We start from the raw sequence: 25,036 nt of genomic DNA, 5'->3' as shown, positions 1-25,036 counted from the left end.
AGACGCCACCCCGGTCGCACCAGAGCTCAGCAAACCCTTGCCACCACACGCTTTTCTCCAAAACGACCGCGGATGACAGCGAGGGAGAACAGCGGTGGAGCGATCCTGACTGGTTGATTAGTCAAGCGCAACACAGTAGTAACTGGATAGTCCACGCCCTCGACCCCGGAGGTGACCCGAGCCATCCGCTGGAACATCGACAACAAAGTCTTCTGGCCCGCGCTGATCATGGTGATCGGCTTCAGCGCGCCGTTCGTGATCGCGCCGCAGACGGGTGAACGCCTGCTCGGCAACGTCCTGTCCTGGCTCCAGTCCGATCTGGGCTGGGTGTACATGTGGTTCGTCGTCGGGCTCGCGGTACTGCTGGTCTGGCTGGTCTTCAGCAGGTACGGCCGCATCAGGATGGGCAGTCCCGACGACCGCCCCGAGTTCTCCACCCCCACCTGGCTCGCGATGATCTTCACCGCCGCGATCGGCGGCGGCCTCATGTACTGGGGGATCATCGAGTGGGCGCACTACCACGTGGATCCCCCGTTCCAACTCGAACCGCACAGCGCCGAGGCCGCCGAGTGGTCGGCGACCTATCCCCTCTTCCACTGGGGCCCCACCGCCTGGGCGGTCTTCTGCGTCCCGACCCTCGCCCTCGCCTACGCCTACCACGTGCGCAGAATCCGCCGCCTGCGCCTCAGCGAGGCCTGCCGCGGAGTGCTCGGCGACCGCGTCGACCGCTGGCCGGGGCGCCTGATCGACGTCTTCTTCATCCTCGGGATGATCGGAGCGGCGGGGACCTCGCTGGCCCTGGCCGTGCCCACCGTCGCGGAGGGCGCCTCCCGCATGCTGGGGTTCGAGCCGGGCGCCACCCTCAACACCATCGTCATCGGCCTGTGGACCCTGCTGTTCGGGGGCAGCGTCGCCCTGGGCCTGCACCGCGGCCTGAAGCGCCTCGCCAACCTCAACCTCTACCTGGCCGCCGCCCTGGGCGCCCTGGTCCTGGTGCTGGGCCCGGCGGTCTTCGTCATCGACACCTTCACCAACAGCGTCGGCATGCTCGCCCAGAACATCGTCCGGATGAGCACCTACACCGATCCCGTCGGCGGATCCGGCTTCGAGGAGATCTGGACGGTCTTCTACTGGGGCTGGTGGATCTCCTACGGACCCTTCGTCGGCATGTTCTGCGCCAAGATCTCCAAGGGCCGCACCGTCCGGCAGATCATCGTCGGCATGTGCGGCTTCGGCAGCCTGGGCTGCTGGCTCTCGTTCGCGCTGCTCGGCAACTCCAGCATGGCGTTCGAACTGCGGGGTGAGGCACCCATCGTCGACACCCTGGAGTCCGAGGGCGCGGTCCCGGCCATCTTCGCGACGCTGGAGGCGTTCCCGCTCAGCTGGATCATCACCCCGCTGTTCCTGCTCCTGCTGCTGGTCTTCCTGGCCACGACGCTGGACTCGGCGTCCTACATCATGGGCGCGGCCACCTCCCGTGACCTGCCGAACGACGTCGAGCCCTCACGGGCCAACCGCGTGCTCTGGGCCCTGGTCCTCGCCGCGGTGTCGGTCTCGGTGATGTCCGCCGGAGGCACCGACGCGTTGCAGACCCTGTCGGTCGTGACCGCCTTCCCGCTGATCATCATCCTGACCCTGGTCGCCGCCTCCCTCGTGCGCTGGCTCCGTGAGCACGACAGCTACCGCCTCGACGCACGGAGCCTCGACCCCGGGCCCGGGTCCGATCCCGGTCCCCGTCCCGACCAAGGGAAGGAACCGGGACTGGACACGCCTCCCTCCCCGCCTGCGGCGGCTGCGAGGTGACCCTTCGCGCGCGGTGACACGCGGAGCGGTCCGGTGCCGGTGGCGGGCCCGCGCCCAACGGGTCGTCGGTGGAGCAGGGGCGACAGCCGCCCCGCACCTCCGTCCCGGATATGACGGAGGCTCTGGTTTGTGGTGGGAGGCGATCCCGCCACCCACCAGAGCCTCCGGCACACCACGAAGCACGGCCGCCGCACGAGGGGGTCGACCGAACGGAAACCCGCCTCCCGTCGGTGGAATCCCTGCCGGGGAACCGCACCGAGCATGATCAGGGGCGACGATCCGTCATGGCTCGACGCGGGCTTCGTTGACCGGCCCCACTGCTCCTCCGGATTCCGTGTGCCGCGTTCTCGACAGCTCCTCGAGAACGCTCGACTCCGGGGCAGCACATTCCCGCACCGCACGTGTCGGGCACATCGGGAAAACAACGATCCCTTGTCTTTGTGCGCTGTTCGGAGTTCGCCCGAGCAAACACACAGGTATTCGGCGAGGCGAGTGACAACACGTATCGGCCCGGGGAACACACATCGGCCCGGCAAACACACACGGCCACATGTGGCCAGACAATCCGACACGATGCGTGTCCGAACGGCCACTAAACTACGTCCTGGTTCCGCTTCGGCTGTCCCGTCCCCGTCGATTTCGGCCCTGCCGGGCACGGTACGAGCCGACCGTGTCGGAACTCCTCCCCCGGCCGTTTCCCGGCCCGCCCTTCCTCCCCACCGAAAAGGCCTCCATGCAACCCCAACCCCCACAGCCCGGTCCGACCGCCCACCCGGAACAGCTCCGCGCTCCCGGACCGGTGCGTGGCCTGGCCGTGGTGCTCTGGATCTCCGCTGCCATCTCGCTGGCCGTGCTCGTCATCAACATGACCACCGCGCCCATGTTCGGCGTCGAGCCGGGGTACGCGTTCGGCTACTCACTGCCCCACACCCTCATCGGCGCGCTCCTGGCGGTGACAGCGATCCCGGTCACCCGTGGCCGCTCCTGGGCACGGACCATGGCCAAGGTCGTCCTCATCATCCAGATCGTCCTGCAGTCGTTGATGCTGCTCAGCGGGACCAGCGTCCTCTGGGCGTTGTTCCTGCTCCCGCTGGCCATCACCGGAGTGGTCCTGCTGCACCGGCCCCTGTCCCAGTGGTTCTTCACGGTCCGCAACCAGGCCGCCAACCAGGGGTACACGCAGCAGTACGCGGCCCATCACCCGCACCACCAGATGAACCAGGGCTACTACCCGCCCCAGCAGTATCCGCAGCAGGCCTACGAGCAGCAGCAGCCGCAGAACGGCTCCTGGGACCAGAATCCCCGCCAGCAGTAGTCCGCGGTGTGTCGGTGAGTGCGCCGAGCACGGCAAGGGGCCCGGCCGCCCCGCGCGGGGCGGCCGGGCCCGCTGTCCTCCTGGCGAGTGGTGTGTTCCGCGTTCTCCGGAGTCGGATTCCCGAGTTCCGGGACCACGTGACCTCAGCGAGACAGGGCGGGACGGACCGCCCTTCCGCTCGTGTCCCGACGGCGGCCGCCTGACCGCACCGCCTCCGTCAGCGGCGTCAACCGGAACCGGCGGCGTCGGCGCCGAACACCAGCCCCTTGGTCTGCTGGAACTCCTCCAGCCCGTAGCGCCCGTACTCGCGGCCGATCCCCGACCGCTTGTAGCCGCCGAACGGGACGGCGGGGTTGAACCCGGCACCGTTGACGAAGACCTGACCGGCCTGGAGCCGCCCCGCCACCTCGACGGCCTCGGAACGGTCGGCGCCCCACACCCCGGCGCACAGACCATAGGGTGTGCGGTTGGCCAACTCGACGGCCTCGTGGACCGAGTCGTAGACCTGGACCACCAGCACGGGACCGAAGATCTCGTCGGTCACCAGGGCCGAGGTGGGCGGGACGTCGGAGAAGACCGTCAACGGCAGGTAGTAGCCGCGGCTCAGCGCGGCCGGGCGGTCGGGGCCGCCGGTGATCAGGCGCAGGCCCTCCCGCTGCCCCCGGCGGACGTAGTCGCGCACGCGGTCCCGCTGCGCCTTCGAGACGAGCGGACCGTACTCGGTGTCCGGGTCGGTCGGATCGCCCACGACGTAGTCGGCGACCGTGTCGCGGACGATCTCCTCAGTCTCGGCCAGGCGCGCCCGATCCACGAGGATCCGGGTCAGGGCCATGCACGTCTGGCCGGAGTTGAGGAAACCCGAGCGCAGTGCCCGCCGCAAGGCCGGGCGCAGCGGCGCGTCCGGAAGAATGACGGCGGGGCTCTTGCCGCCCAACTCCAGGGACACCTTCTTGACGGTGGCCGCCGCCGCGGTCGCGACCTGGACACCGGCCCGGGTGGAACCGGTGAACGACACGAGGTCGACGTCCGGGTGAGCGGCGACGCGCGCTCCGACGGTCGTCCCGTCACCCATGACCATGTTGAACACACCGGGCGGCAGGCCCACCGAGTCGATCGCCTCAGCCAGGGCGTAGGCCCCCAGCGGGGCGACCTCGCTGGGCTTGTACACGACGGTGTTCCCGGCCGCCAGTGCCGGGGCTGTCTTGGCCGCGCTCTGGTGCAGCGGGTAGTTCCACGGGGTGATCGCGCCGACCACCCCGTAGGGCTCGCGCAGCACCGTCGCGCCGGGGATCGTTTCGTCCGGTTCGGCCCGCTCGATCAGGTCGGCGGCCGAGGTGAACAGGTGGATCGGGCTCTGCGCGTGCGCTCGGCGGGACAGGGTGATCGGGGAGCCGACTTCCGCCGTCTCCATCTGCGCGATCTCCTCCTGGCGCAGGGTCAGTTCGGCCGCGACGGCCCGCAGCAGCGCCGCACGCTCGGACACGGGTGTCCGGGCCCAGTCCGGCGCGGCCTGGCGGGCGGCGTCGACCACCGCCTCGACGTCGGTGACGTCCCCCAGCGTCACCTGGCCCAGGCTCTCCTCGGTGGCCGGGTTGGTCACCACGACCTGTCGCGTGCTGTGCGAGCGGATCCAGCGCCCGTTGACGTAGAACATGTTCGTGTAGCCGTTGGTCTGCATCGGGTTCCTTCTGCTGCTCGGCTGCTCTGGTGGGTCGACTGCCCGGCAGGGCCGGCGTTCCGGTTCCGGCGGGGCCGGTGTGCGGGCACGGCCTCGGTCCCTCAGTCCTCGGATCCGGTGGCGCCGCGCTGGTAGGCCGTCGGCCGGCCGGGCCGGGCCACCAGATCGCGGGCGGCCGCCAGGTTCTGGTTGATCGCGGCCTGCCACCGCCTCGGGTCCTGGCGGCGACGGCCGCGCGCCAGGGCGAGCCCGGACAGCACCGGGCCCAGCCACGCGTCGGCGACCGGGGCCGGGGGGATGCGCAGGTCCTGGCACATGCCGTCGCCGTGTATCCGGCGGGCGATCGCGTTCAGCGCCGGTCGGGCCAGTTCGGGCGGGACCTTGAGCAGCCCGTGCAGCGCGGAGGTCGCCGAGGCCAGCGTCGCGTCCGCCAGCACGGCGGAGTCCTCCGTGACCGGTCCGGTGACGGTCTGGAACACGGCGTCGAGGCGTGCCGCGGCCTCGTTGCTCACGATCCCCTCGACCAGGCGCGCGTCGATCCCCAACAGGTGGGCGACGTACCACCAGTAGCGGTACAGCTCGGTCAGCTCGCGGCTGCTCAGTCCGAACCCGAGAAGCCCTTCGGCGGTGTAGGCGGTCAGGGTGAAGTCCATCCAGGTCCGCCCCAGGTCGACCTGGTTGATCGGACAGCCGTCCGCTGAACTGTCGTAGCCGCGTTCCAGCGCGAGCCTGCGCATGTGCGCGTGCAGCATCCGCACCTCCAGGGTCGCCACGTAGCCCGGCTGCCCGACGCGGAGGCCCCCGGGCAGCATGACCTGGGTGAGCCACGCCCCGGTCTCCTGGATGCGCCGCTGCGCGGATTCGACCAGCCGACCCGTCGTCGTCAGCACCTTGGAGATCGACGGCGACTCGTAGACCCGGATCAGGGAGCCCGCGTTGAGCGCGATGATGTGCACCGGCGGCGGCGAGGTGTAGAACGGCATGGAGCCCCGGTCGAGCAGGGAGTCGTCCACGTAGTCGGGCAGGCTCTCGGTCTGCCGCAGCAGCGCCTCCAGCGCCGGAGGCGGGTCGGTGAGGGAGGCCAGGCCCTCCCGGATTCCCTTGCTCACCACGGGCCTGGCCTGCCGCATCCCGATCTGGTGCATCTCGGCGACGACCGCGTCGGCGAGCACGTCGCCGGTGGTCAGCGCCCACTGCATCAGGTCGGCTCGGGTGTGGCCGAACTGGGCCAGGACGGTCGACCGCCCCGCCCGCTGCGTCGGCCACGGGCTCTGCTCGGTCATGATCTCTCCTTGGAGGACTGGTGGTGGCCGTCCGCCCGGGTCAGGGGTGTGTCCACGGGTCCTGACCCGGGCGGACGGGGCGGGACCGCGGCCCCTGGGCCTGTGGCGGCCCGGTGGTGTACCGGCCTGGGCCGGTCAGCCGTGGGCCTCGGCCCGCGGCCTGTCCGGGGAGCCGTGGGCGTCGCCGGCCCCGGCGATGTCGCTCAGCACCTCGGCTGCGGCGAGTTCGTCGCGGGCGGCGAGGCGGTCGAAGCCGTTGACGGCGGGGTAGACGTAGCGGCCCAGGGTCGCGATGAGGACCGCGCCGACGACGAGGACGCCCATCAGGACGGGCATGACGGGGTCGTAGGAGCCCAGCAGGTCGTACCCCAGTCCGAGGAGCAGCGGCCCCAGCGCGCTGCCCAGGAGGAACGCGGCCTGGACCAGGCCCAGGATCCGGCCGAAGTAGCGCGTGCCCAGGTAGCGGGTGATGAGCAGGGCGAGCAGGTCGCCCTCGATGCCGAAGGCGACGCCGATGAAGGCGACCGCGACGACGGCACCGCCGAACGGCGGCTCCAGGAAGAACATCCCGGCGATGGGGGCGATCATCACGATCGGACCGATGACGCACGCGTGCACGCGGTCGAGGATGAGGCCGCCGGCCACCCGGCCCACCAGCGAGGCGAGGCCGAAGACGACCAGCAGGGTGGCGGCCTGGCCGGCACTCAGCCCGCGGTCGGTCATCATCGGCACGAGGTGGACCTGGAGGCCGTAGACGACGACCCCGACCAGGCCCAGACCGAGTGCGATGGCCCAGAACTGCCGGGTGCGGAACGCCTCGCCGACCGTCAGGCCGGGGAGTTCGAGGCTGACGTCACGGCCCTCCACCCGGGTCTCCTGGACGAGTCGTCCGCGGACGTGCCGTTCGGCGCGGGCGCGCACGAACAGGGTGACCATCGTGACCGACACCAGAACCGAGATCAGCGCCATGAGGCCGTAGGCCATCCGCCATCCGACGCTGTCGATGAGCGCTCCGGCCAGGATGGGGGCGAGGGCCGTTCCCAGGCCGATGATGCCCGTCACCACTCCGACGGCGAGGGCGCGGTTGTTGTCGAACCAGCTCACCACCGCCCTGGTGGCGGGCACGGCCGTCCCGGCCCCGAAGAAGCCCACGAAGAAGCACGGGATGAGGTAGACCCACTCGACCGGCGGCACCAGCCCGATCAGCGCCATGGAGGCCGCGAACAGCACGAACCCCGGCACGAGGATGTACCGCGCGGCGAAGCGGTCCACGAGCTGGGCGACGATGACCAGGCCGATCGCCATCCCGACCGCCGCGACCGAGAAGGCCCCGGTGACGGTCGTGCGGCTGAAGCCGGTGTCCTCGACGATCGGCAGTACGAACAGGCCGATGGTGGCCAGGTACATCTGGGGGCCGACGGCGTTGGCGGTGCCGCTGCCGACGAGCACCCACCAGGGGCTCCTGGGTCTCGACGTGCGGGGGGCGGCGGTACTCATGCGGTCTCCGTAGGTTGTGGGGTGGTCGTGCGGACGGCTGCGGTCGGACGAGGGCGGTCAGGCGGCGACGGGGAAGGAGACCCTGGTCAGTTCCTCGGAGACCCGCCAGACGCGCGCGGCCTCCTGCGCACTGCGCAGCGGCGGGTACAGCCGCTGCTCGGACGGCGGACCGCCCAGCCTTCCGAGGCCGCTGGGGCTGTAGAGCGCGCCGCGCTTGGCGGCCGGGTCGGTCGCGGCCATCAGCGCGGGCAGCTTCGACGTCTCAAGGGTGCCCAGCAGGATCCCGCGGGCCGACAGGGCCCGGATCCGGCGGATGTACGGGGTGTCCTCGCTGCGGCCGATCTCGGGTCGGGCGGCCAGGAGGCTGGTCGGGGCCACCCCGGGGTGGGACAGGTTGCTGGTGATGCCCCACCCGTGAGCCTTGCTGCGGCGGTCCAGTTCGAGGCCGAACAGCCCGAACGCGATCTTGGACTGGCTGTACGCGCTCATCTCGTTGTAGGAGCGCTCCCAGTTCAGGTCCTCCCAGTTGATGGAGCCACGGCGCGCGGAGACGCTGATCTGCGAGGTCACCCGTGCCCGACCCGCGCGCAGCAGCGGGAGGATGCGGCCCACCAGGGCGAAGTGGCCGAGGTGGTTGGTGCCGAACTGGAGCTCGTGACCGTCGGTCGTGGTCTGCTGGTTCGGGGGCCTCATCACGCCGGCGTTGTTGATCAGGATGTGGATCGGCCGCCCCTCCTCGCGCAGGGTGTCGCCGAGGGCGGCGACCGAGGCGAGGGAGGACAGGTCGAGGTCGCGCAGCGAGACGTTCGCGTGGGGCACCGTCTGCCGGATCCTGGCGATCGCGGCCTCGCCCTTGCGCGGGTTGCGCACGGGCATGATCACCTCGGCGCCCGCGGCGGCCAGCCGCCTGGCCATCCCCAGACCCATCCCGTCGCTGGCGCCGGTGACGACGGCGCGCTTTCCGGTCAGGTCGGGCACGGTGATGTCGATGGGTCGACGTGGCATGGTCCTGCTCCTTCATGTCGTGACTGTGGGTCCGTCGTCGGACTCCGGCCGCCGGGGCGACCCGGAGCTCCCGGTCCGCGCGGGTGGTCCCGGCGCGGGCGGCGACGGTGTCAAAACCGCCGGGGGCGTCGATCACGGGCGCCCACGACCGGCCCGGAGCGGTCGGCGACGACGCGTCCGCTCGCCTTTGCGGGCATCGCTCGGGCCTTGACACCGATCCTCGTCGGAGGGCGCGGACCTATCCAGGACCTGCCGATCACAGGCTCACCGGGCCGCCCCTGCGCTCCGTACGGGGGGATCGGCGGGCCGTGGAGCCACGTGCGCGGGGCTCACAGGGTCGTGGGTGCCGGTGATCGACGATCAGGGTCGCCGTCGTGGCCGGCCACAAGCGCCGGAAGCGGTCGACGCACCGGCGTGAGAACTTTTCCGGCCACCTGTCAGGCCACCCTGCCCCACCCATCACGCGCCAGCTCGTCAGGGCTGGCCGGCCCGGTCAACAGGATGTGGGTGCCCTGGATGATCTGGTCGCGGGTGACGCGCAGGGCGGTGGCCGGGCGTCAGGTACCCGTGGTGCGTCCGGCGGTGGTGGCGACGGAGATCTCGCGTTCGACGACGCGGGCTTGGACGGCGCCGATCCGCGACGGGGACGAGCCGTCCTCGAAGTGCTACAGGACCGGTGGTCTGCGGGCGGCGCGGAGCCGGAACGGGGACACCGCCCCGGTGCTGGCGACCGCGCCCGGGAAGGCGTCGGAGGCAAACCCCCGGTCCAGCAGCACGGTCATGCCCGGTGCCGATGGCGCTGCCGACATGATCATGCACCCCGGCAGGTGCGGCATCGGGGCGGCGCGGCGGCTCTGATGCAGGGGCCGGGCCCGGTCACTCCGGTTCCTCGAAGTAGCGGACGTAGGCGTTGGACTGCGCGGCGCACTCGTGGAATATCCGCTCGCCGGACCATCCGCGCGTGGCGCGCAGGCGCGGGATCGCCTCAGCCGTCGCGGGGTCGTGGGCGGTCAGGGTGCCGTCGTCGTGCAGCGTCAGGAACGGCCGTGTCCGCTGTGTGCGGCGGTCCTGGGCGTAGAGCACACGGGTCACCGGCCGCCCCCGGAGAGAAGGCCGGTGGTCCCCCGCGCGTTGCGGGCCAGCATGTCGAAGCGCTCCATCATCTCGTCGAACCAGTCGGACCGGCCCAGGCGGACGAACTCGCCGTGGAGCCCGGCGAGCCGGGCCCGCAGGAACCGGATGTCGGCCCGGGTCAGCGGGTTGGCGATCCACGCGTTGGCCTCGAAGTCGTAGAAGGGGCGCATGCCGTTGGTGTAGTCCAGCCCCTCCAGGTCGGTGGGATCCTCCGGCGTGTTCTCGTACTTGAACCAGGCCTTGCCGTGGTCGATACCCGCCACGCGCCCGCCGCCCTGGTCCAGCCAGTTGCCCGAATTGCGGTCGCCGTTGGCGATCAGCACGTCCAGCAGGCCCAGCACGTGCCCGTCCCAGGTGTTCAGGAGCGGGGACCGCGGGTTGTCCAGGTGGGCGAACCCGGATTCGCCGTTCATGAAGTGCATGAACACCTCGGTCTCACCGATGCGCAGGACACCGGGCACGTTGGCCCCGATGGCGCGGCCCACCAGCGAGGCGAGTTGCTCGGCGTCGGCGCGGTCTCGGGCGAAGGTGGCCCCCTCGGTGTCCTTGTAGACCACCTGCGCGCCGTTGGCGAAGCGCATGAGCGTGGTACTGCCGTCGGAGCCGTCGGCGACGAGCTCCTCCTGGCTCGCCACATCGGATCCGGTGGCGGCGACGAGGTCCTCGACACCGGCGAAGGTCCCGTTCCACAGCATGAGCGTTTCCATCCGCCCGTCCTGGTCACCGTCCTGATCCTGCGTGGTCTCCTCGGTCGAAGCCGCGGGATGCTCGCCGTAGGCCGCCGCGGAGGAGTCATGGAACCCGGCGGGGTCCTGGGTGTACTGGAGCTCCGTGGGGTACCGGGAGACCTGGGTTCCGGCGGGGTAGGCCGGGCCCGGGGCTTGGACGGCCTCGTGGTCGTTGGTGTCCGCGTACTGCTCGGAGGGGTCGGTCTCCGTGCGGCGGCCGTGGCGGCGCCGGTGGTGGCCCGCCATGAAGACCTGGGTCCGTGCGTCCTGGGCGGTGTGGTGCCCGATGTCCTCGGGCCGGTAGCGGTAGGTGAGGTCGGCGATGACGTCCTCGACCGTCGAGGGCTGGTCGTCGTTCTTCTTGTCCGCGGCGAGGAGCGTGCTGAGATCGGGCCTGGTCGGGGGGTTGCCGCCCCACGGGTCGTCGGGGTCGGCCGGGGCCGGTTCCTGTGTGCGCGCCGTCGGCGCAGGGCCGTAGAAGTCGTCGTCCAGGTCGTCGGGCCGGGCCGGATCCGTCGGCGTCTGGGAGGCGGGCGGGGGGTTGAGCGTGCTGCTGAACAGTGCGGTGAAGTCCTGGTGGGACGGGGGCGTCGTGGCGGGCTCTGCGGGGATGTCGGTGGTGGACTCCGTCATCGGTGGGTTCGGAGCGGGGGACGGTCGCGAGGGTTCCCGCTGCTCCGGCGCGGCGGAGTCGGCGGCGGGGCCGTGGTCCTCGGAGAGGTCGCGGGTGTCGTTTCCGTGGTGGTCAGCGGGTGGGAATCCTTGCCGGGTGCGGTTTCCCGAGCCGCTTCCGTGGTGGCCGGTGGAACGGCCCGTGCTACCGGATCCGCGGTTTCCGGTCCCCGGCTGCGCGGACGGTGCCGCGGCGGAACCGTGGTCACGGCCCGCCGGGGGCGCGGGCGGGTCGTCGTCACGGGGACCGCCCCCGCGACGGGCGGGGGGATGGTCGTCGGCGTCGTAGAGATCGTCGTCGCTGTCGGAGCTGTCCTCGCTGTCGGAGCTGTCCTCGCCTCCGTCGTTGTCGTGGGTGGTGGTGTCGTCGTTGCGGGGTTGGGGTTGTGGGGCGGCCGGGGCGAGGCCCGCGGCGGCGGCGACGGCGACGAGGTCCCCGGCGTTGTTCAACCTCAGATCGCGAACGATCTGTCTGATGTAGCTGGCTACCGTATTCGCGCGTAGTCCGACGCGTGCGCCGATCTCGTTGAGGTCGTCCAGCCCCGCGCCCCTCTGGACGAAGACATCGAATCTGGAGCCGTCCAGAAGCTCGTTGATGTTGTCGACGGCCCAGGTGACCTGCTCGGGAGTGAGCTCGGGGGCAGGGGCCACGCGGCGGGAGGAAGCCTTGAGGGTGGGTACGACAGGGGCCGGCACCGCTCGGAGGGCCGCCACTTCGGCGGCGAGGGCGGGTGACGCCTGGGCGGCTTCGATCGCCTCGGCGAGTTCGATCACCCCGAGACGGGGAGCGAGATCCGCGATGTGGTCTTTGACCGATCCGAGTTCCTGGGCGATCTGCCTGCGTTGCCATCCCGCTGCGAGGTGGACGAGTGCCCGGCGCTGGTCTTCGCGCAGGAAGCGGATGCGATGGACGGCCCGTCGGTGCCGCCCGAGGCGTGTCATGGTTTTGGGGGCGGTGTCGTCGGTGAGCCCGGCGGCGACGGCGACGGCGACGATCCCCGCACGGTCGCCCGACTGCAGACCCAGGGAATTGGCGAGGCCGTCCATGACGAGGGTGAGTCCCGAGCGGCTCCAACCGGGCCGGGCGATGATCTCTGCGTCGGTGCGCCCAGCACCCAAGGCTACGAAACCCTCGAATTCATGGCCGCTCAAGGTGGTGATGCGGTCGATGGCCTCCTTTCTCTGCTTGTCGGTGAGCATGGCCGGGTCCGCCCAACCGGCGGTGTCGGCGGCTTCGCCCGCCTCTTCACGACTGAGTACCCCCAGGCGACGCGAAAGGCTGGTGAAGAGGTCCTTGACCGAGCTCGGCGCCAAGTTGAGCCGCCCGGCGATCTTGCTGGGTTTCAGCCCGTTCACGTAGTACTTGAGGGCCTGCTCCTGGTCTTTGCGCAGGAAGTTGATGCGGGTCAGGGCCCGTTGCTTTCGCTGTTCGGGTGTCAGGAGGTTGGGGGCGGTGTCGTCGGTGAGCCCGGCGGCGACGGCGACGGCGATGATCCCCGCACGGTCGCCCGACTGCAGACCCAGGGAATTGGCGAGGCCGCCCATGATGGCGAAGAACCCGCGGGGCGTCCACCCGAGTCGGGCGATGATCTCCTCGTCGGAGCGCCCGGCCCCCAAAGCCACGAGGACCTCGAAATGGGCGGCGTTCAAAGTGGTGATGTGGTCAATAGCCTTCTTTCTCTGCTCCTCGGTGAGCGCCGGGCGCTGGACCGCCCAACCGGCGGCGAGGGCGGCTTTGCCCGCCTCGTCAAGGTTGAGCACTCCCAGGCGGCGCGAAAGGCGGTTGGAGAGGTCGTTGACCGAGTTCAGCGTCAAGTGGCGCTGCTCGGCGATCTTGCTTTGTTGCATCCCGTTCACGTAGTGCTTGAGGATCTGCGCGTGGTCTTCGCGCAGGAAGCGGATGCGGGTGGTGGCGCGTTCTGTTCGCTGGATTCGTGTCATGGTTTTGGGGTCGGCGTCGTCGGTGAGCCCGGCGGCGACGGCGACGGCGGCCACCCCCTCACGGTCGCCCGCCCGCAGACCCAGGGAACCGGTGAGACCGCCCATGACGCTGACGAATCCGCGGGGCGTCCACCCGAGTCGGGCGATGATCTCCTCGTCGGAGCGCCCGGCACCGGCACCCAGGGCCACGAGGAGATCGAAATGGCTGGCGTTCAGTTCTCTGATGGCCCGGGTCGTGCGGGCGTCGACCGGTGCGGTGTCGGCCGGTGCGGTGTCGTCGTGTCCGCTGCCGACGGAGGGCCCCACCGGTGGGAATACCGGAGGGGCGGCCACGGGCCCGGGGTCGGGTCGGCTGGCGGGGTCGGCTGTGAAGGGCTCCGCACCGCCGAGCATGTCCACGTCCTCATCGAGGAACCCGAACGGATCGCCCGTGTCCAGGGAGTCGGACACGCCCAAGTCGCCCAGGAAACCGACGGGGTCGGTCTCCATGCGGTCGGGGGCGTCGTCGGCACCGATGAAGAGAGACGGCTCGTCGCCGAGCATGCCCCCCTCCTCGAGTTCGTTGAGCAGGTCGTCGAAAGCATCGCTCTGCCGGGAATCGGCAGGCGGGATGGAGACGGTGCTCGGCCGGTAGCCGTGATGGGCGTCGTCGGAGGGGTTCGGGCGGTGGCCGGGAGGCGGAGCCCAGTGGCCGGGAACGATCTCGGCCTCGACGAACAACAGGTCCTCGACACGCGCTCCGGGAACCGGCTCGCCGGGCCGGGTGTAGGCGGCGTGAATGTACAGGCGTGCTCCCCGAGCGACCAGCACCCGGCCCGGAGACGAGGGGCGGACATGGGCGGCGGGGTAGCCGTGGGGAACACGGAGCATCACATAGGCAGGAGCGTCCTCGGCGGCGCGTGTGCCGAAAGTGCCCGACAGGTAGTGCGGAATGTCCACCACGGTGCCCGCGACACGGCCGGGGTCGTCGGGATCGATGCCCAGCCCTCGCAGGAGGGCCTGATCAGCGCCCAGGTGCACGGTGATCGCGACGGGCAGGGCCGCCGCCCTCAGGACGGTGTCGACGTCGTCGACGACCCGCGCGAAGTCGTCGTGGTCCTCGGGATCGACGTCGCCGGTGACCAGGCCCTCGTCGACCATACCGCGGGCGTGGTCGGTGTACTCCCACAGGGAGTGGGCCTGGTTGGGAGTGGCATCGAGGATGGGGGCACCCTGTACCGGGCCGGGCGTCCCCTGCGCCGACACCACGGTGGGCAGGACGCTCCCCGCCCATTGGTCGGCGGCCTGGTCGTCGACCCGGGCGCGGACGGTCTTGCCCATGCCCGTACCGGGGTCCTGGTCCCGGTCGCTGCCAGGCCAGAGCGAAGGCGCGGGAACACCGCCGGCCCGTCCGCCCCCGAAGTGGTGGGGCGCGTCGGGAAGGTGTTCGGAGTCACCGTCGCCGGTGCCACTGTCGCCGCTGCCGGGGTCGTCGACGTCCATCGTGAACACTTCGACCGCCTGGCGTCCGATGGCGTCGAGGTCGCGGAGGCCGTAGCCGGGGTCGGCCAGATCGGCGATGGCCTCCCCGACCGTGAGGGGCTGCTCGGCGGACTTGGCGTCCTTGCCCGCGGAGGCGAGCGCCGAGAGATCCAGGGATGCGGGGGGATTGCCGCCCCACGGATCATCGGGATCGGCCGGGGCCGGTTCCTGTGTGCGCGCCGTCGGCGCGGGGCCGTAGAAGTCGTCGTCCAGGTCGTCGGCGGGGTCGTCGGGCCGGGGCTGGTCGGTTTCCCGAATGCGGGGCGCCGGGGAGGCGGGCGAGGAGTTGAGCGTGCTGCTGAACAGCGCGGTGAAGCCCTGGTGGGGCGGCGTCGTGGCGGGCTCTGCGGGGATGTCGGTGGTGGACTCCGTCATCGGTGGGTTCGGAGCGGGGGACGGTCGCGAGGGTTCCCGCTGCTGCGGCGCGGCGGGGTCGGCGGCGGGGCCGTGGTCCTCGGTGAGGTCGCGGGTGTCGTTTCCGTGGTGGTCGGCGGATGGGAATCCTTGCCGGGTGCGGTTTCCCGAGCCGGTTCCGTGGTGGCCGGTGGAACGGCCCGTGCTACGGGATCCGCGGTTTCCGGTCCCCGGCTGCGCGGACGGTGCCGCGGCGGAACCGTGGTCACGGCCCGCCGGGGGCGCGGGCGGGTCGTCGTCACGGGGACCGCCCCCGCGACGGGCGGGGGGATGGTCGTCGGCGTCGTAGAGATCGTCGTCGCTGTCGGAGTAGAGATCGTCGTCGCTGTCGGAGCTGTCCTCGCCTCCGTCGTTGTCGTGGGTGGTGGTGTCGTCGTTGCGGGGTTGGGGTTGTGGGGCGGTGGGGGCGAGGCCCGCGGCGGCGGCGACGGCGACGAGGTCCCCGGGGGTGTTCAACCTCAGATCGCGAACGATCTGTCTGATGTATTTGGCTACCGTATTCGCGCTTAGTCCGACGCGTGCGCCGATCTCGTTGAGGTCGTCCAGCCCCGCGCCCCTCTGGACGAAGACCTTGAATCTGGATCCGTGCAGAAGCTCGTTGATGTGGTCGACGGCCCAGGTGACCTGCTCGGGGGTGAGCTCGGGGGCAGGGGCCACGCGGGCTCGTGCCGGGCGGGCCGGTGCCGCGTTGGCGACTGCGCTGGCGTCCAGTTCCTCGACGCGGTTGATGGCCTGGGTTCTCTGCTCGTCGGTGAGCGCGGGAAGCGGCGGGGCCTCCAGTTCGGCGGCGCGGGCGGCATCGCCTGCCTCGTCACGACTGCGCACCCCCAGGCGGCGCGAAAGACGGGTGAGGACGTCGTTGACATAGACGTCGGGGTCGCTGAACGTGCTTGGGATCGAGCGGAGCCGCTTGGCGATATCGCTGTGTTTCACCCCCCTCACGTAATGGGCGAGTACCTCGTGCTGCTCCGGGCGCAGGAAGCGGATGCGGGTGGCGGCGCGTTCTGTTCGCTGGATTCGTGTCATGGTTTTGGGGTCGGCGTCGTCGGTGAGCCCTGCGGCGACGGCGACGGCGACGATCCCCGCACGGTCGCCCGCCCGCAGACCCAGGGAACCGGCGAGGCCGCGCATGACAGTGGGGAATCCGCGGGACCAACCGGGTCGGGCGATGATCTCCTCGTCGGGGAGCCCGGCCCCCAGAGCGACGAGAAGGCCGAATTCGCGGTCTTTCAGCGTCTTGATGCGGTCGATGGCCTCCTCACTCCGCTCTTCGGTACGCGCGGGAAGTGGCGGGGCCTCCAGTTTGGCGGCGCGGGCGGCTGCGACCACCTCGGCACGCCCGGCCACCCCGAGCCGGCGCGAAAGACGGGCGATGAGGTCGTTGACATAGATGTCGGGGTCGCTGACCGCGCTTGGGATCGAGCGAAGCCGCTTGGCGATGTCGCTGGGTTTCAGCCCACCCGCGTGATGGGCGAGTACCTCGTGCTGCTCCGGGGGCAGGAAGCGGATGCGGGTGATGGCGCGCTCTGTTCGCTGGGTTCGTGTCATGCTGCCGGGGTCGGCGTCGTCGGTGAGCCCGACGGCGACGGCGACGGCGACGATCCCCGCACGGTCGCCCGCCCGCAGACCCAGGGAACCGGCGAGGCCGCTCAGAGCGATGGCAAGTTCCTGAGGTGTCCAATCAGGCCGGGCGATGATCTCCTCGTCGGGGAGCCCGGCCCCCAGAGCGACGAGAAGGCCGAATTCGTTGTCGCTCAGCGTCTTGATGCGGTCGATGGCCTCCTCACGCTGCTCGTCGGTGAGCGCGGCAAGTGGCGAGGCCTTCAGTTTGGCGGCGCGGGCGGCATCGTCCGCCTCGGCACGACTGAGTACCCCCAGACGGCGCGAAAGACGGAGGAAGCGGTGGTTGAACGCGACTTCGCTCAAGTGGAGCTGATCGGCGACCTTGCCGGCTTTCATCCTGTTCGCGTGGTGCTTGAGAACCTGCGCGTAGCTTTCCGGCAGGAAGCGGATGCGGGTGGCGGCGCGTTCTGTTCGCTGGATTCGTGTCATGGTTTTGGGGTCGGCGTCGTTGGTGAGCCCTGCGGCGACGGCGACGGCGACGATCCCCGCACGGTCGCCCTCCTGCAGACCCAGGGAACCGGCGAGGCCGCGCATGACAGTGGGGAATCTGCGGGACCAACCGGGTCGGGCGATGATCTCCCTGTCGGGGAGCCCGGCCCCCAGAGCGACGAGAAGGCCGAATTCGTTGTCGCTCAGCGTCTTGATGCGGTCGATGACCTGGGCCGTCCCGGCGTCGATCGGTGCGGTGTCGTCGTGTCCGCTGCCACCGGAGGGCCTCACCGGTGGGAATACCGGAGGGGCGGCCACAGGCCCGGGGTCGGGCCAGTTGGCGGGGTCGGCTGGGAAGGGCTCCGCACCGCCGAGCATGTCCACGTCCTCATCGAGGAACCCGAACGGGTCGCCCGTGTCCAGGGACACGCCCAAGTCGTCCAGGAAACCGATGGGGTCGCTCTCCATGCGGTCGGGGGCGTCGTCGGCATCGGTGAGGAAGAGCGGTCCATCGTCGAGCATGCCTCCCTCTTCGATCCCCTGGAGAAGGCTTTCGAACGTGCCGGGCAGCGGGGAACCAGTATCAGGGGGAAGTGCGTCCGGGTTCGCCCAGAAGTCGAGGGACGGGTCGTACGAGCCCTGGTGGTGGGGCGCGTCGGGAAGGTGTTCGGGGTCACCGCCGCCGTCGCCGTCGGGGTCGTCGACGTCCATCGTGAACACTTCGACCGCCTGGCGTCCGATGGCGTCGAGGTCGCGGAGGCCGTAGCCGGGGTCGGCCAGATCGGCGATGGCCTCCCCGACCGTGAGGGGCTGCTCGGCGGACTTGGCGTCCTTGCCCGCGGAGGCGAGCGCCGAGAGATCCAGGGATGTGGGGGGATTGCCACCCCACGGATCATCGGGATCGGAGGGTGCGTGGGGGGTGGGTGCGGGGAGGCTGTAGAAGTCGTCGTCCGCGCCGTCGAGATCCCCGTCCGCCGTACCGTGCTCGCGTGGCGGGACGTCGCCGGTGTCCGCCCCGCTGCCACGCTCCGCGCCCTCGCGTCCGGAGTCGGAAGCGGCGCCGTGGCCCGGCTGCCCGCGGTCTCCGGCGGAAGCTTCTTCGAAAGACCGGGAGGAGTCGGCCTGCGGCGGATGGTCCGCGTCGGAGCCTCCGCGCTCGGGGGCCGCTTCGGATGGCGGGTCGGTGTGCGCGGAGGGTGTGCGTCCGTGGTCGGAGGGAGGCGGGGACGCGGGGGGCCCGGACGCGGTCTCGCTTGCGCGGGCGGCGGGGTCGGGGGTGTGCTCCGCACCGTTGTGTTCGCCTTGGGCGGCGGGGGAAGCGGTGCTGGGTGTGCGGACCGAGGGCTCGCCGATAGGGCGGGTGTCGGTGGTGGCGGGTGCGCGGGTACCGGTGTGGGCACCGCTCGGGAGGTCGTCTCGGCCGTGGGCGGGGTCGAGGGTCGGCCCGGGCCGGTTCCGTGTATCGGCCGGTGCGCCGGGGGCGGCGGTGCCGTTCGCGGTGGCGCCGGTGGTGAGGCTCGCGGGCGTGTTCGGTGTGTGCTGCTGGACGGGTGGCGCGAGGGGTACGGCAGCCGCGTGGGACGTGGCACCGGAATCGGTCTCTGGGGTGCGCGGGGCGTCCGGTGCGTTGTGCCCGGGTGCGGTCGGCTGCTCGCCGGTCGGGCTTCCCACAGCTGTGGGCGCGAAGCGGTCAGGGTGCCCGCCCTCAGGTGCGAGGGGGTCGGGAGGAGCGGTGCGGGGGGTGTGGAGGTCCTCGCCGCGAGTGCCGTCGGAGGTGGTGGTGCGGACGGGATCCTCGCCGCCGCTGCCGGTGCGGCCGTGTGGGGTGCCGGTGTTGCCGGGGGTGTGGGGTGGGGTGTCAGAGGGCGCGGGGGCGGTGTCGGTGCGGGTGATGTCGGTACTGGGAGTGGCGGGTGCTTCGTGGGTGCCCGGGGGCGCGGGCCGGTCGGAGAGGCCGGACTCGCGGCCGTCGCCGTTGGTAATCCCGTTGACCCCGGTGGTGCCGGTGATCCCGGTGGTGGTTTCGGCGGGGGGCGGTGGCAGTGGTGGGGGCGGGGATTGGACATGGTCGATGGCGGACAGGGCGGTGTCGACGGTGACGTTCTGGAAGGCGGATTGGAAGGCGCCGGCGGTGGCTGAGTAGCCGTTGGCCTGCCAGCCCTGGTCGGTGAGCAGGGCGTTGGTGGTGCCTTCGCCGAGGTAGCCCTCCAGGGCACCGGAGGCGGCGCCGGTGGAGAGGATCTCGGCTCTGATGAGGGGGCGCGTCATGTAGTCACCCATGCCGTGGGTGAGGGTGGTGGGGACGGTCTGGGCGAGGTGGGTGCGGGTCGGGGGCGGCAGAGGGGTGGTGTCCAGGAGGTCGGCCAGGCGATGGGTGAGGTCGGGGCGGCCCCAGTGGGTCATGAGGGTGTCGGCGTAGCCGTTGCCGAGCGCGCGGGCGCCGGTGGCGCCCAGGGCGGAGCCGTAGTGGGTGGCGAAGACGTCGGCGAGGTCGTCGCGGAAGTCGTTGTTGGTGAAGGGGTTGTCGAAGGCGGTCTTGCCGGCGGGGGGGTTGAAGGTGGCGGCGAGATCGCGTTCGTACGCGGCGAAGGCGGCGGCGAGGTCGCGGTTGATGTTGGGGCCGGGGACGGGCCCGGGAACGGCGCCCCCGGGCGTGGGGGCGGGTGTGGTGTCGGGACGGCCGGGGGGAGGGCTGTCGACACGTGGGGGCGGGGGGACGTCGGCGAGGGTGTCGAGGTTGGCGCGCAGCAGGTCGCGGACCTGGTGGCTGAAGAGGCCGTCCACGACACCGGAGAACCCGGCGGAGATGAGGCCGGACAGGCCCGCGCCGCCGTGGGTGAGGCGGGTCATCTCCTTGTCGTGGAACCTGCGGGTGCCGGCGTCGATCTGGACGCGTTGGACGATGGAGTCCAGGGACGCGAAGAGCTGTTCGGTGATCTGGTGGGAGGGGGCGGTGAGCACGAGCCAGCTGAGGACGCGCTGGATGGCGACGGAACGGTTGTATTTGAACCAGGGGATCAGGGCGCGCGAAGCGCCCATCGTCCACTGGGCCATGGCGATGCACCAGGCGATCTCGATGATGAGCTGGACGAGCTGGCCGAAGGCCATCCAGTGCGTGTGCTCGGCGTTGGCGGCGCCGTCGCCGAGGACGGTGGAGGCGTTGCGGGCGGTCCTGGCTCCGGAGCCGATGTAGTCGTTGTCGCCGGTGGTGAACTGGGCGATGGAGATGTCGTAGTAGTCGGCGGCGGTGCCGGAGAAGTCGGTGCGGACTTTGCGGCGGATCAGGGTGAGGAGGTCTTTGGTCTCCTCGAGGATCGCGGAGACGTGGTCGTAGAGGGCGGCGAGCTGGCGCATGGCGGGGGGATCGGCCGAGGGGATCTCCATGCCCAGGAGCCATTTGGCGGTCTCGCGGACCCACGCGGCGGTGTCGGGACCAAAAGGAGGCATGAGAGCGACCGCTCCTTCCATCGTTGCTTTTCGCCAGGCCACAAGGGGTTTTTGTCGTGGTCCCACTCTTCGCCGACAGAACGGCGGTACGGGCACGCCACCCAGCACTGTGGGGATGCGTTGCTTTCCTCTTCCGACTATATGGCTTTGTGACTGTTCGTGTTGTATCGGTGGTGTGACGGGACTGTAAGCACTCCGCTCGCCCTTGGTGACCGGTGTGGGGCGGATTCGGCGCTGGTCGTGGCAGTGGTGAGCCCGCACCTGGCTGCGGTGTCGTCGGCGAACACGGCCGGGGGCCAGCCGTTCTTGTGGTTCAGGTCACCGGACGGATTCACCGGACGGAGGCGGGTGCGCGGCGGGGCCTCCCACGGCCGGAGAAGGAGGCACGGTCCGGGAGAACAGGTCGTCGAACCCGTTCGCCCGGACGGGTGGGGCCGGCTTCCGCTCCAGTGAGCGGCACGGCCACCGCCGGGCGTTCGGTCCCAGCACACCCGCATGATCACAGCGGTGGCCGTCTCATGCCCGGGGACCGCTCGGACCGAGAGCTCCGAACCCGGCCGGGGTGCCGGCCGAGCCATCTGCCCGTCCCTCGCCTGGTTCCGCCGGGAGGGCGACGTTCATGAAGGGGGGATGCACGGATCGGTTCGCCGGGTCCGTGCTCCGCGACGGCACGGTCGCCGCCTTCCTTCGGATGTCGCGGGCCCGCTTGACGGCAACGGAAGCCAGGGGTCGTGAGGGCCTTGGACAAGCCCGGTTCGTCCGGGACCCGCTCCGACCCGCCGCTCGTGGATGCCGGGCGGGAGCGCTGGTCCCCGCCGGCCACTCGGACCGACGGTCTCGGCCCGACCGTCGTCGTAGCCGCCGGGCCCATGGGACGTCCGGTCAGCAGGTGTGAGGTCAGCGGGGGTTCTGCGTGTCGACAGTGGAGAGCAGCTGCAGTTTTTCGTAGCTCTCGGTCCCCGGGACGGCGGTGTAGACGAGCAGGCGGTGCGACTGGTGCGGGTCGAGCAGCGTCTGGCAGTTCAGTTCCAGCGCGCCGACCTCGGGATGGATGAACCGTTTGACCTCGCTGGGGAGGACGCCGATCTCGTGTTCGTCCCACAGGCGGCGGAACTCCTCGCTCTGGCCGAGGAGGAGATCGGCGTAGTGCGCCGCCTGCGAGTCGGGGCCCCGAAGCGTGACGAGCCGGCGCAGGCCGGACGCGTACATCCGCGACAGCAGCCCGTGGTCGTCGGGTGCGTAGAGCTGCCGGGCGCCGGGGTCGGTGAACCAGCGGTAGCCGTTGCTGCGCGCCGGGCCGGTGTAGTGGGTCGTGTCCCCGGTGAGTGCCACGCCGAGCGGACTCTGGCGCAGTGTCTCCCCGAGTTCGGTGACGATCTCGGCGGGGGTGTCGTCCAGGCGGTCGAGTACGCGCAGCAGGCCGGGGCTGATGTGCTTGCTGTCCGCGCCGCGGGTGGGCGGGTTGTGCCCGGCGAGGCGGAACAGGTGGTCGCGTTCGTCGAGGGAGAGGTGCAGGCCCTGCGCGATGGAGGCGATCATCTGCACGGACGGCTGGGGTCCGCGTTCCCGTTCCAGGCGGGTGTAGTAGTCGGTCGACATGTGGCAGAGTGCGGCGACCTCCTCGCGGCGCAGTCCGCTGGTCCTGCGGCGCGGTCCGCGCGGAAGGCCGGCGTCCTCGGGTTGCAGCGACTCCCGGCGGCGTCGGAGGAACGTCGCCAGTCCGGCCCGGTCGATCACGGCTGTCTCCTTCTTGCTCGGTGCTCTGCCATTCCTGCCGTCGGCGGGCTCTGCCGGTCGCGGGCCGTTGCCTCCCTTCAGCGGGGCGGCGGTCCGGTGATCCCCGAACGGAAGGCCGTGGACGCCCTTCCACTCGGCGAGGACGAAACCTCGTCTGCCGCATCCCATGATCGAGAGTCCCTGTATAGCTCCGGCCGACTCCGCGACAGTGGACCACGCACAACGGCTGGGAAGCAGACACTACCGCGCAGGACCATCGACATCCCACGGCCGAATCAGCCCGGCACGCGCGCCGTCGTCACCGGAGCAGGCCGCGGCACCGGACTCGACGCCGCGGCTCGACCGACCTCCACCGGGTCGTACCAGGCCAGAGCGGACCGGCCCGAGTACCCCCGTTGCCGGAGGTCGAGCGGGTGTGGGGCACCTCGTCCGCGCAGAACGACATGGTTCAGGGCAGTCCGCTACCCGGGGTGGTCGAAGACAAGGAGGAGGACAGGCGATGAGCGACTGGGAAGCACGGAACGGACAGGAGCTGGCTCGGCTTCAGCGAACGCTCCGCGAAGTGGAGGACGCGAGCGCGAGCCTGGAGCAGGCGACCGAGGAGGCCGTGTCCAAGGACCGCCTCGTCGCGGCGACGGTGAACGCGAGCGGTGAACTGGTCGAGCTGAAGTTCAACACCCAGTCCTATCGGGGCATGGCGCCCACGGAACTGGCGAGCGCCATCAAGGACGTCATCAACCGCGCGCGGGGGCAGATGGCTGACCGGGTGGAGACGCTCTACCAGCCCTTCGCTCCCGAGGGCATCGCCATGGACGACCTCATGAAAGGAACCTTCAACCTCCGCGACCTCTTCTACAGCCTCGACGCGGAACCGCCGCCGCGGTAGCCGCCGGGGGCGGTACTCGACTTTCACCGCGGTACACACATCTGGCAGGAGAGACCATGCCGAGATACGACGGCTACGGCAGCAACAGCAGCTCCAACGATTCCTTCTACGTCGCGACGGACGAACTGGCGCGCGACGGGCAGTACATCCACGAACCGGCTGACAGGATCGAGGCCCTGGTCGAGTGGTACGAGGCCAAGCGTCCGCCCCTGGGAACGCCCTGGGGCGAGGGCGACGACTTCGCCAGACAGATGAACAACGTCATGCAATCGCTGGAGAAGAACCTCATGCTGCACCTGAGGACCGTCGCCCCCGGTCTGCGCCAGGCCTCCGACGGCACCGTGGCCACCGCGAGGAACTCCGGGACCACCGAGGAACAGAACATCGCCGAAGTGGAGCGCCTCCGCGGCGGCGCTCCCGACGGCGGCGGGGGTCGATGGCGATGAACCGCATGCGCTGGTCCGGGACGGCCGGTGCCGCCTCCGCGTGAGGAGGCGCCCGCGGTGACCGGAGTTCTTCGATCCGGGCCCGCGGGACCGGGTCCGCGGACCTGCTTCACCGGCCGGACCGCGTCCCACCGAACCGGGCGCCCGCGGTACACCCCCGGTCCGGCCCCGAGCCAGCGCCGGAACCGACTGTTCCGGCGGCTCCGTTCCGAGCCGAGCACGCACCCCGGCGCGGTATCACGCCGCCCAGAGCTTCGGCTCCACCGCCGACCGAGCCCGCCGGTGGAGTCGAAGCCGAGCCCGTCGGCGTCGCCCTCGGAGTCGGCAGCACCGTCCTTCACCGCGACGCTGTGGGGTGGCCGTGCGAACGGCGGCGGTCAGACGGCGGCGGGGAAGAAGACCTTCGTCAGTTCCTCCGAGGCCCGCCAGACCCGCGCGGCCTCCTGCGCGCTGCGCAGCGGCGGGTACATCCGCTGCTCGGACGGCGGACCGCCCAGCCTCCCAGGGCCGCTGGGGCTGTAGAGCGCGCCGCGCTTGGCGGCCGGGTCGGTCGCGGCCATCAGCGCGGGCAGCTTCGCCGTCTCGGCGGTACCCGCCAGGATCCCGCGGGCCGACAGGGCCCGGATCAGGTGGATGAACGGGGTGTCCTCGCTGCGGCCGATCTCGGGTCGGGCGGCCAGGAGGCTGGTCGGGGCCACCCCGGGGTGGGACAGGTTGCTGGTGATGCCCCACCCGTGAGCCTTGCTGCGGCGGTCCAGTTCGAGGCCGAACAGCCCGAACGCGATCTTGGACTGGCCGTAGGCCCGCATCACATGGTAGGAGCGCTCCCAGTTCAGGTCCTCCCAGTTGATGGAGCCGCGGCGCGCGGCGATGCTGAGCTGCGAGGTCACCTGTGCCCGGCCGGCGCGCAGCAGCGGGAGGAGGCGGCCCACCAGGGCGAAGTGGCCGAGGTGGTTGGTGCCGAACTGGATCTCGTAACCGTCGGCAGTGGTCTGCCGGTTCGGGGGCCTCATCACACCGGCGTTGTTGATGAGGATGTGGATCGGCCGCCCCTCCTCGCGCAGGGTGTCGCCGAGGGCCGCGACCGAGTCGAGCGAGGCCAGGTCGAGGCTGCGTAGCGAGACGTTCGCGCCGGGCGCGGCGTGCCGGACCTTGGCGAGCGCGGCCTCGCCCTTGCGCGGGTTGCGCACGGGCATGATCACCTCGGCGCCCGCGGCGGCCAGCCGCTTGGCCATGCCCAGGCCCATCCCGTCGCTGGCGCCGGTGACGACGGCGCGCTTTCCGGTCAGGTCGGGCACGGTGATGTCGATGGGTCGACGTGGCATGGTCCTGCTCCTTCATGTCGTGGCTGTGGACTCACCGGCGAGCTCTCCCCGCCGGGGCGGCCCGGGACTCCCGGTCCGCGCGGGCGACCACGACCGGCCCGAGGCGGTCGCGACGACGCGTCCGCTCGCCTGTCCGGGTCCGGCTCGGGCCT

Annotated in this window: 13 protein-coding genes; 4 read left to right on the top strand and 9 right to left on the bottom strand. The window is 71.0% G+C overall.

Going from position 1 to position 25,036, the window contains the following annotated elements:
- Positions 1 to 171: 171 nt before the first annotated feature.
- The gene (locus tag FYW99_RS19515; protein ID WP_150253453.1) at positions 172 to 1,803 is read left to right on the top strand and encodes a BCCT family transporter; all 1,632 of its coding nucleotides are present in this window, start codon (positions 172 to 174) and stop codon (positions 1,801 to 1,803) included.
- 733 nt (positions 1,804 to 2,536) lie between these two features.
- Positions 2,537 to 3,118 carry a hypothetical protein gene (locus tag FYW99_RS19510; RefSeq protein ID WP_223839248.1) on the top strand — a complete coding sequence of 194 codons (582 nt, stop codon included), beginning with the start codon at positions 2,537 to 2,539 and terminating at the stop codon, positions 3,116 to 3,118.
- 226 nt (positions 3,119 to 3,344) lie between these two features.
- Here the strand turns inward: FYW99_RS19510 and FYW99_RS19505 are convergent, their stop codons facing one another.
- The 8 genes from FYW99_RS19505 to FYW99_RS19475 form a co-directional block, all read right to left on the bottom strand.
- Positions 3,345 to 4,796: an aldehyde dehydrogenase family protein gene (locus tag FYW99_RS19505; RefSeq protein ID WP_150253451.1), complete on the bottom strand. Its 1,452-nt coding sequence runs from the start codon at positions 4,794 to 4,796 to the stop codon at positions 3,345 to 3,347.
- A 101-nt stretch (positions 4,797 to 4,897) separates the two neighbouring features.
- Positions 4,898 to 6,079: an oxygenase MpaB family protein gene (locus tag FYW99_RS19500; RefSeq protein ID WP_150253450.1), complete on the bottom strand. Its 1,182-nt coding sequence runs from the start codon at positions 6,077 to 6,079 to the stop codon at positions 4,898 to 4,900.
- 135 nt (positions 6,080 to 6,214) lie between these two features.
- The gene (locus tag FYW99_RS19495; RefSeq protein ID WP_223839245.1) at positions 6,215 to 7,576 is read right to left on the bottom strand and encodes an MFS transporter; all 1,362 of its coding nucleotides are present in this window, start codon (positions 7,574 to 7,576) and stop codon (positions 6,215 to 6,217) included.
- A gap of 57 nt (positions 7,577 to 7,633) precedes the next feature.
- Positions 7,634 to 8,581, bottom strand: a complete 948-nt coding sequence (locus FYW99_RS19490; protein ID WP_150253449.1) for an SDR family oxidoreductase — start codon at positions 8,579 to 8,581, stop codon at positions 7,634 to 7,636.
- 665 nt (positions 8,582 to 9,246) lie between these two features.
- A complete protein-coding gene (locus tag FYW99_RS31855) occupies positions 9,247 to 9,390 on the bottom strand; it encodes a hypothetical protein (RefSeq protein WP_190394727.1) in 144 nt (47 codons plus the stop codon).
- 67 nt (positions 9,391 to 9,457) lie between these two features.
- Positions 9,458 to 9,673: a hypothetical protein gene (locus FYW99_RS19485; RefSeq protein ID WP_150253448.1), complete on the bottom strand. Its 216-nt coding sequence runs from the start codon at positions 9,671 to 9,673 to the stop codon at positions 9,458 to 9,460.
- The gene (locus tag FYW99_RS19480; RefSeq protein ID WP_150253447.1) at positions 9,670 to 20,490 is read right to left on the bottom strand and encodes a hypothetical protein; all 10,821 of its coding nucleotides are present in this window, start codon (positions 20,488 to 20,490) and stop codon (positions 9,670 to 9,672) included. The genes FYW99_RS19485 and FYW99_RS19480 overlap by 4 nt, the downstream gene beginning before the upstream one ends.
- An 897-nt stretch (positions 20,491 to 21,387) precedes the next feature.
- On the bottom strand, positions 21,388 to 22,227 hold the full coding sequence (locus FYW99_RS19475) for a helix-turn-helix transcriptional regulator (protein WP_150253446.1): 840 nt from the start codon (positions 22,225 to 22,227) through the stop codon (positions 21,388 to 21,390).
- Positions 22,228 to 22,726: 499 nt separating this feature from the next.
- On the opposite strand from FYW99_RS19475, the gene FYW99_RS19470 reads away from it, so the two are divergent.
- A complete protein-coding gene (locus FYW99_RS19470; RefSeq protein ID WP_150253445.1) occupies positions 22,727 to 23,113 on the top strand; it encodes a YbaB/EbfC family nucleoid-associated protein in 387 nt (128 codons plus the stop codon).
- 56 nt (positions 23,114 to 23,169) lie between these two features.
- Positions 23,170 to 23,559, top strand: a complete 390-nt coding sequence (locus FYW99_RS19465) for a hypothetical protein (RefSeq protein ID WP_150253444.1) — start codon at positions 23,170 to 23,172, stop codon at positions 23,557 to 23,559.
- 377 nt (positions 23,560 to 23,936) lie between these two features.
- Here the strand turns inward: FYW99_RS19465 and FYW99_RS19460 are convergent, their stop codons facing one another.
- Entirely contained in the window at positions 23,937 to 24,884 is a 948-nt protein-coding gene (locus tag FYW99_RS19460) for an SDR family oxidoreductase (protein WP_150253443.1), read from the bottom strand.
- Between the last annotated feature and the right edge of the window lie 152 nt (positions 24,885 to 25,036).

The sequence above is a fragment of the Nocardiopsis deserti genome (genome assembly GCF_008638355.1).
Taxonomy (GTDB): Bacteria; Actinomycetota; Actinomycetes; order Streptosporangiales; family Streptosporangiaceae; genus Nocardiopsis; species Nocardiopsis alborubida.
The sequence above is the reverse complement of the archived record's forward strand: the minus strand, read 5'-3'. Positions and strand labels throughout refer to the sequence as shown.

What these genes read in the sequence shown, in the direction of transcription:
- FYW99_RS19510 (WP_223839248.1), top strand. Translation starts at nt 2,537, where the DNA reads ATGCAACCCCAACCCCCACAGCCCGGTCCGACCGCCCACCCGGAACAG.
- FYW99_RS19505 (WP_150253451.1), bottom strand. Translation starts at nt 4,796, where the DNA reads ATGCAGACCAACGGCTACACGAACATGTTCTACGTCAACGGGCGCTGG.
- FYW99_RS19500 (WP_150253450.1), bottom strand. Translation starts at nt 6,079, where the DNA reads ATGACCGAGCAGAGCCCGTGGCCGACGCAGCGGGCGGGGCGGTCGACC.
- FYW99_RS19495 (WP_223839245.1), bottom strand. Translation starts at nt 7,576, where the DNA reads ATGAGTACCGCCGCCCCCCGCACGTCGAGACCCAGGAGCCCCTGGTGG.
- FYW99_RS19490 (WP_150253449.1), bottom strand. Translation starts at nt 8,581, where the DNA reads ATGCCACGTCGACCCATCGACATCACCGTGCCCGACCTGACCGGAAAG.
- FYW99_RS31855 (WP_190394727.1), bottom strand. Translation starts at nt 9,390, where the DNA reads ATGTCGGCAGCGCCATCGGCACCGGGCATGACCGTGCTGCTGGACCGG.
- FYW99_RS19480 (WP_150253447.1), bottom strand. Translation starts at nt 20,490, where the DNA reads ATGCCTCCTTTTGGTCCCGACACCGCCGCGTGGGTCCGCGAGACCGCC.
- FYW99_RS19470 (WP_150253445.1), top strand. Translation starts at nt 22,727, where the DNA reads ATGAGCGACTGGGAAGCACGGAACGGACAGGAGCTGGCTCGGCTTCAG.
- FYW99_RS19465 (WP_150253444.1), top strand. Translation starts at nt 23,170, where the DNA reads ATGCCGAGATACGACGGCTACGGCAGCAACAGCAGCTCCAACGATTCC.
- FYW99_RS19460 (WP_150253443.1), bottom strand. Translation starts at nt 24,884, where the DNA reads ATGCCACGTCGACCCATCGACATCACCGTGCCCGACCTGACCGGAAAG.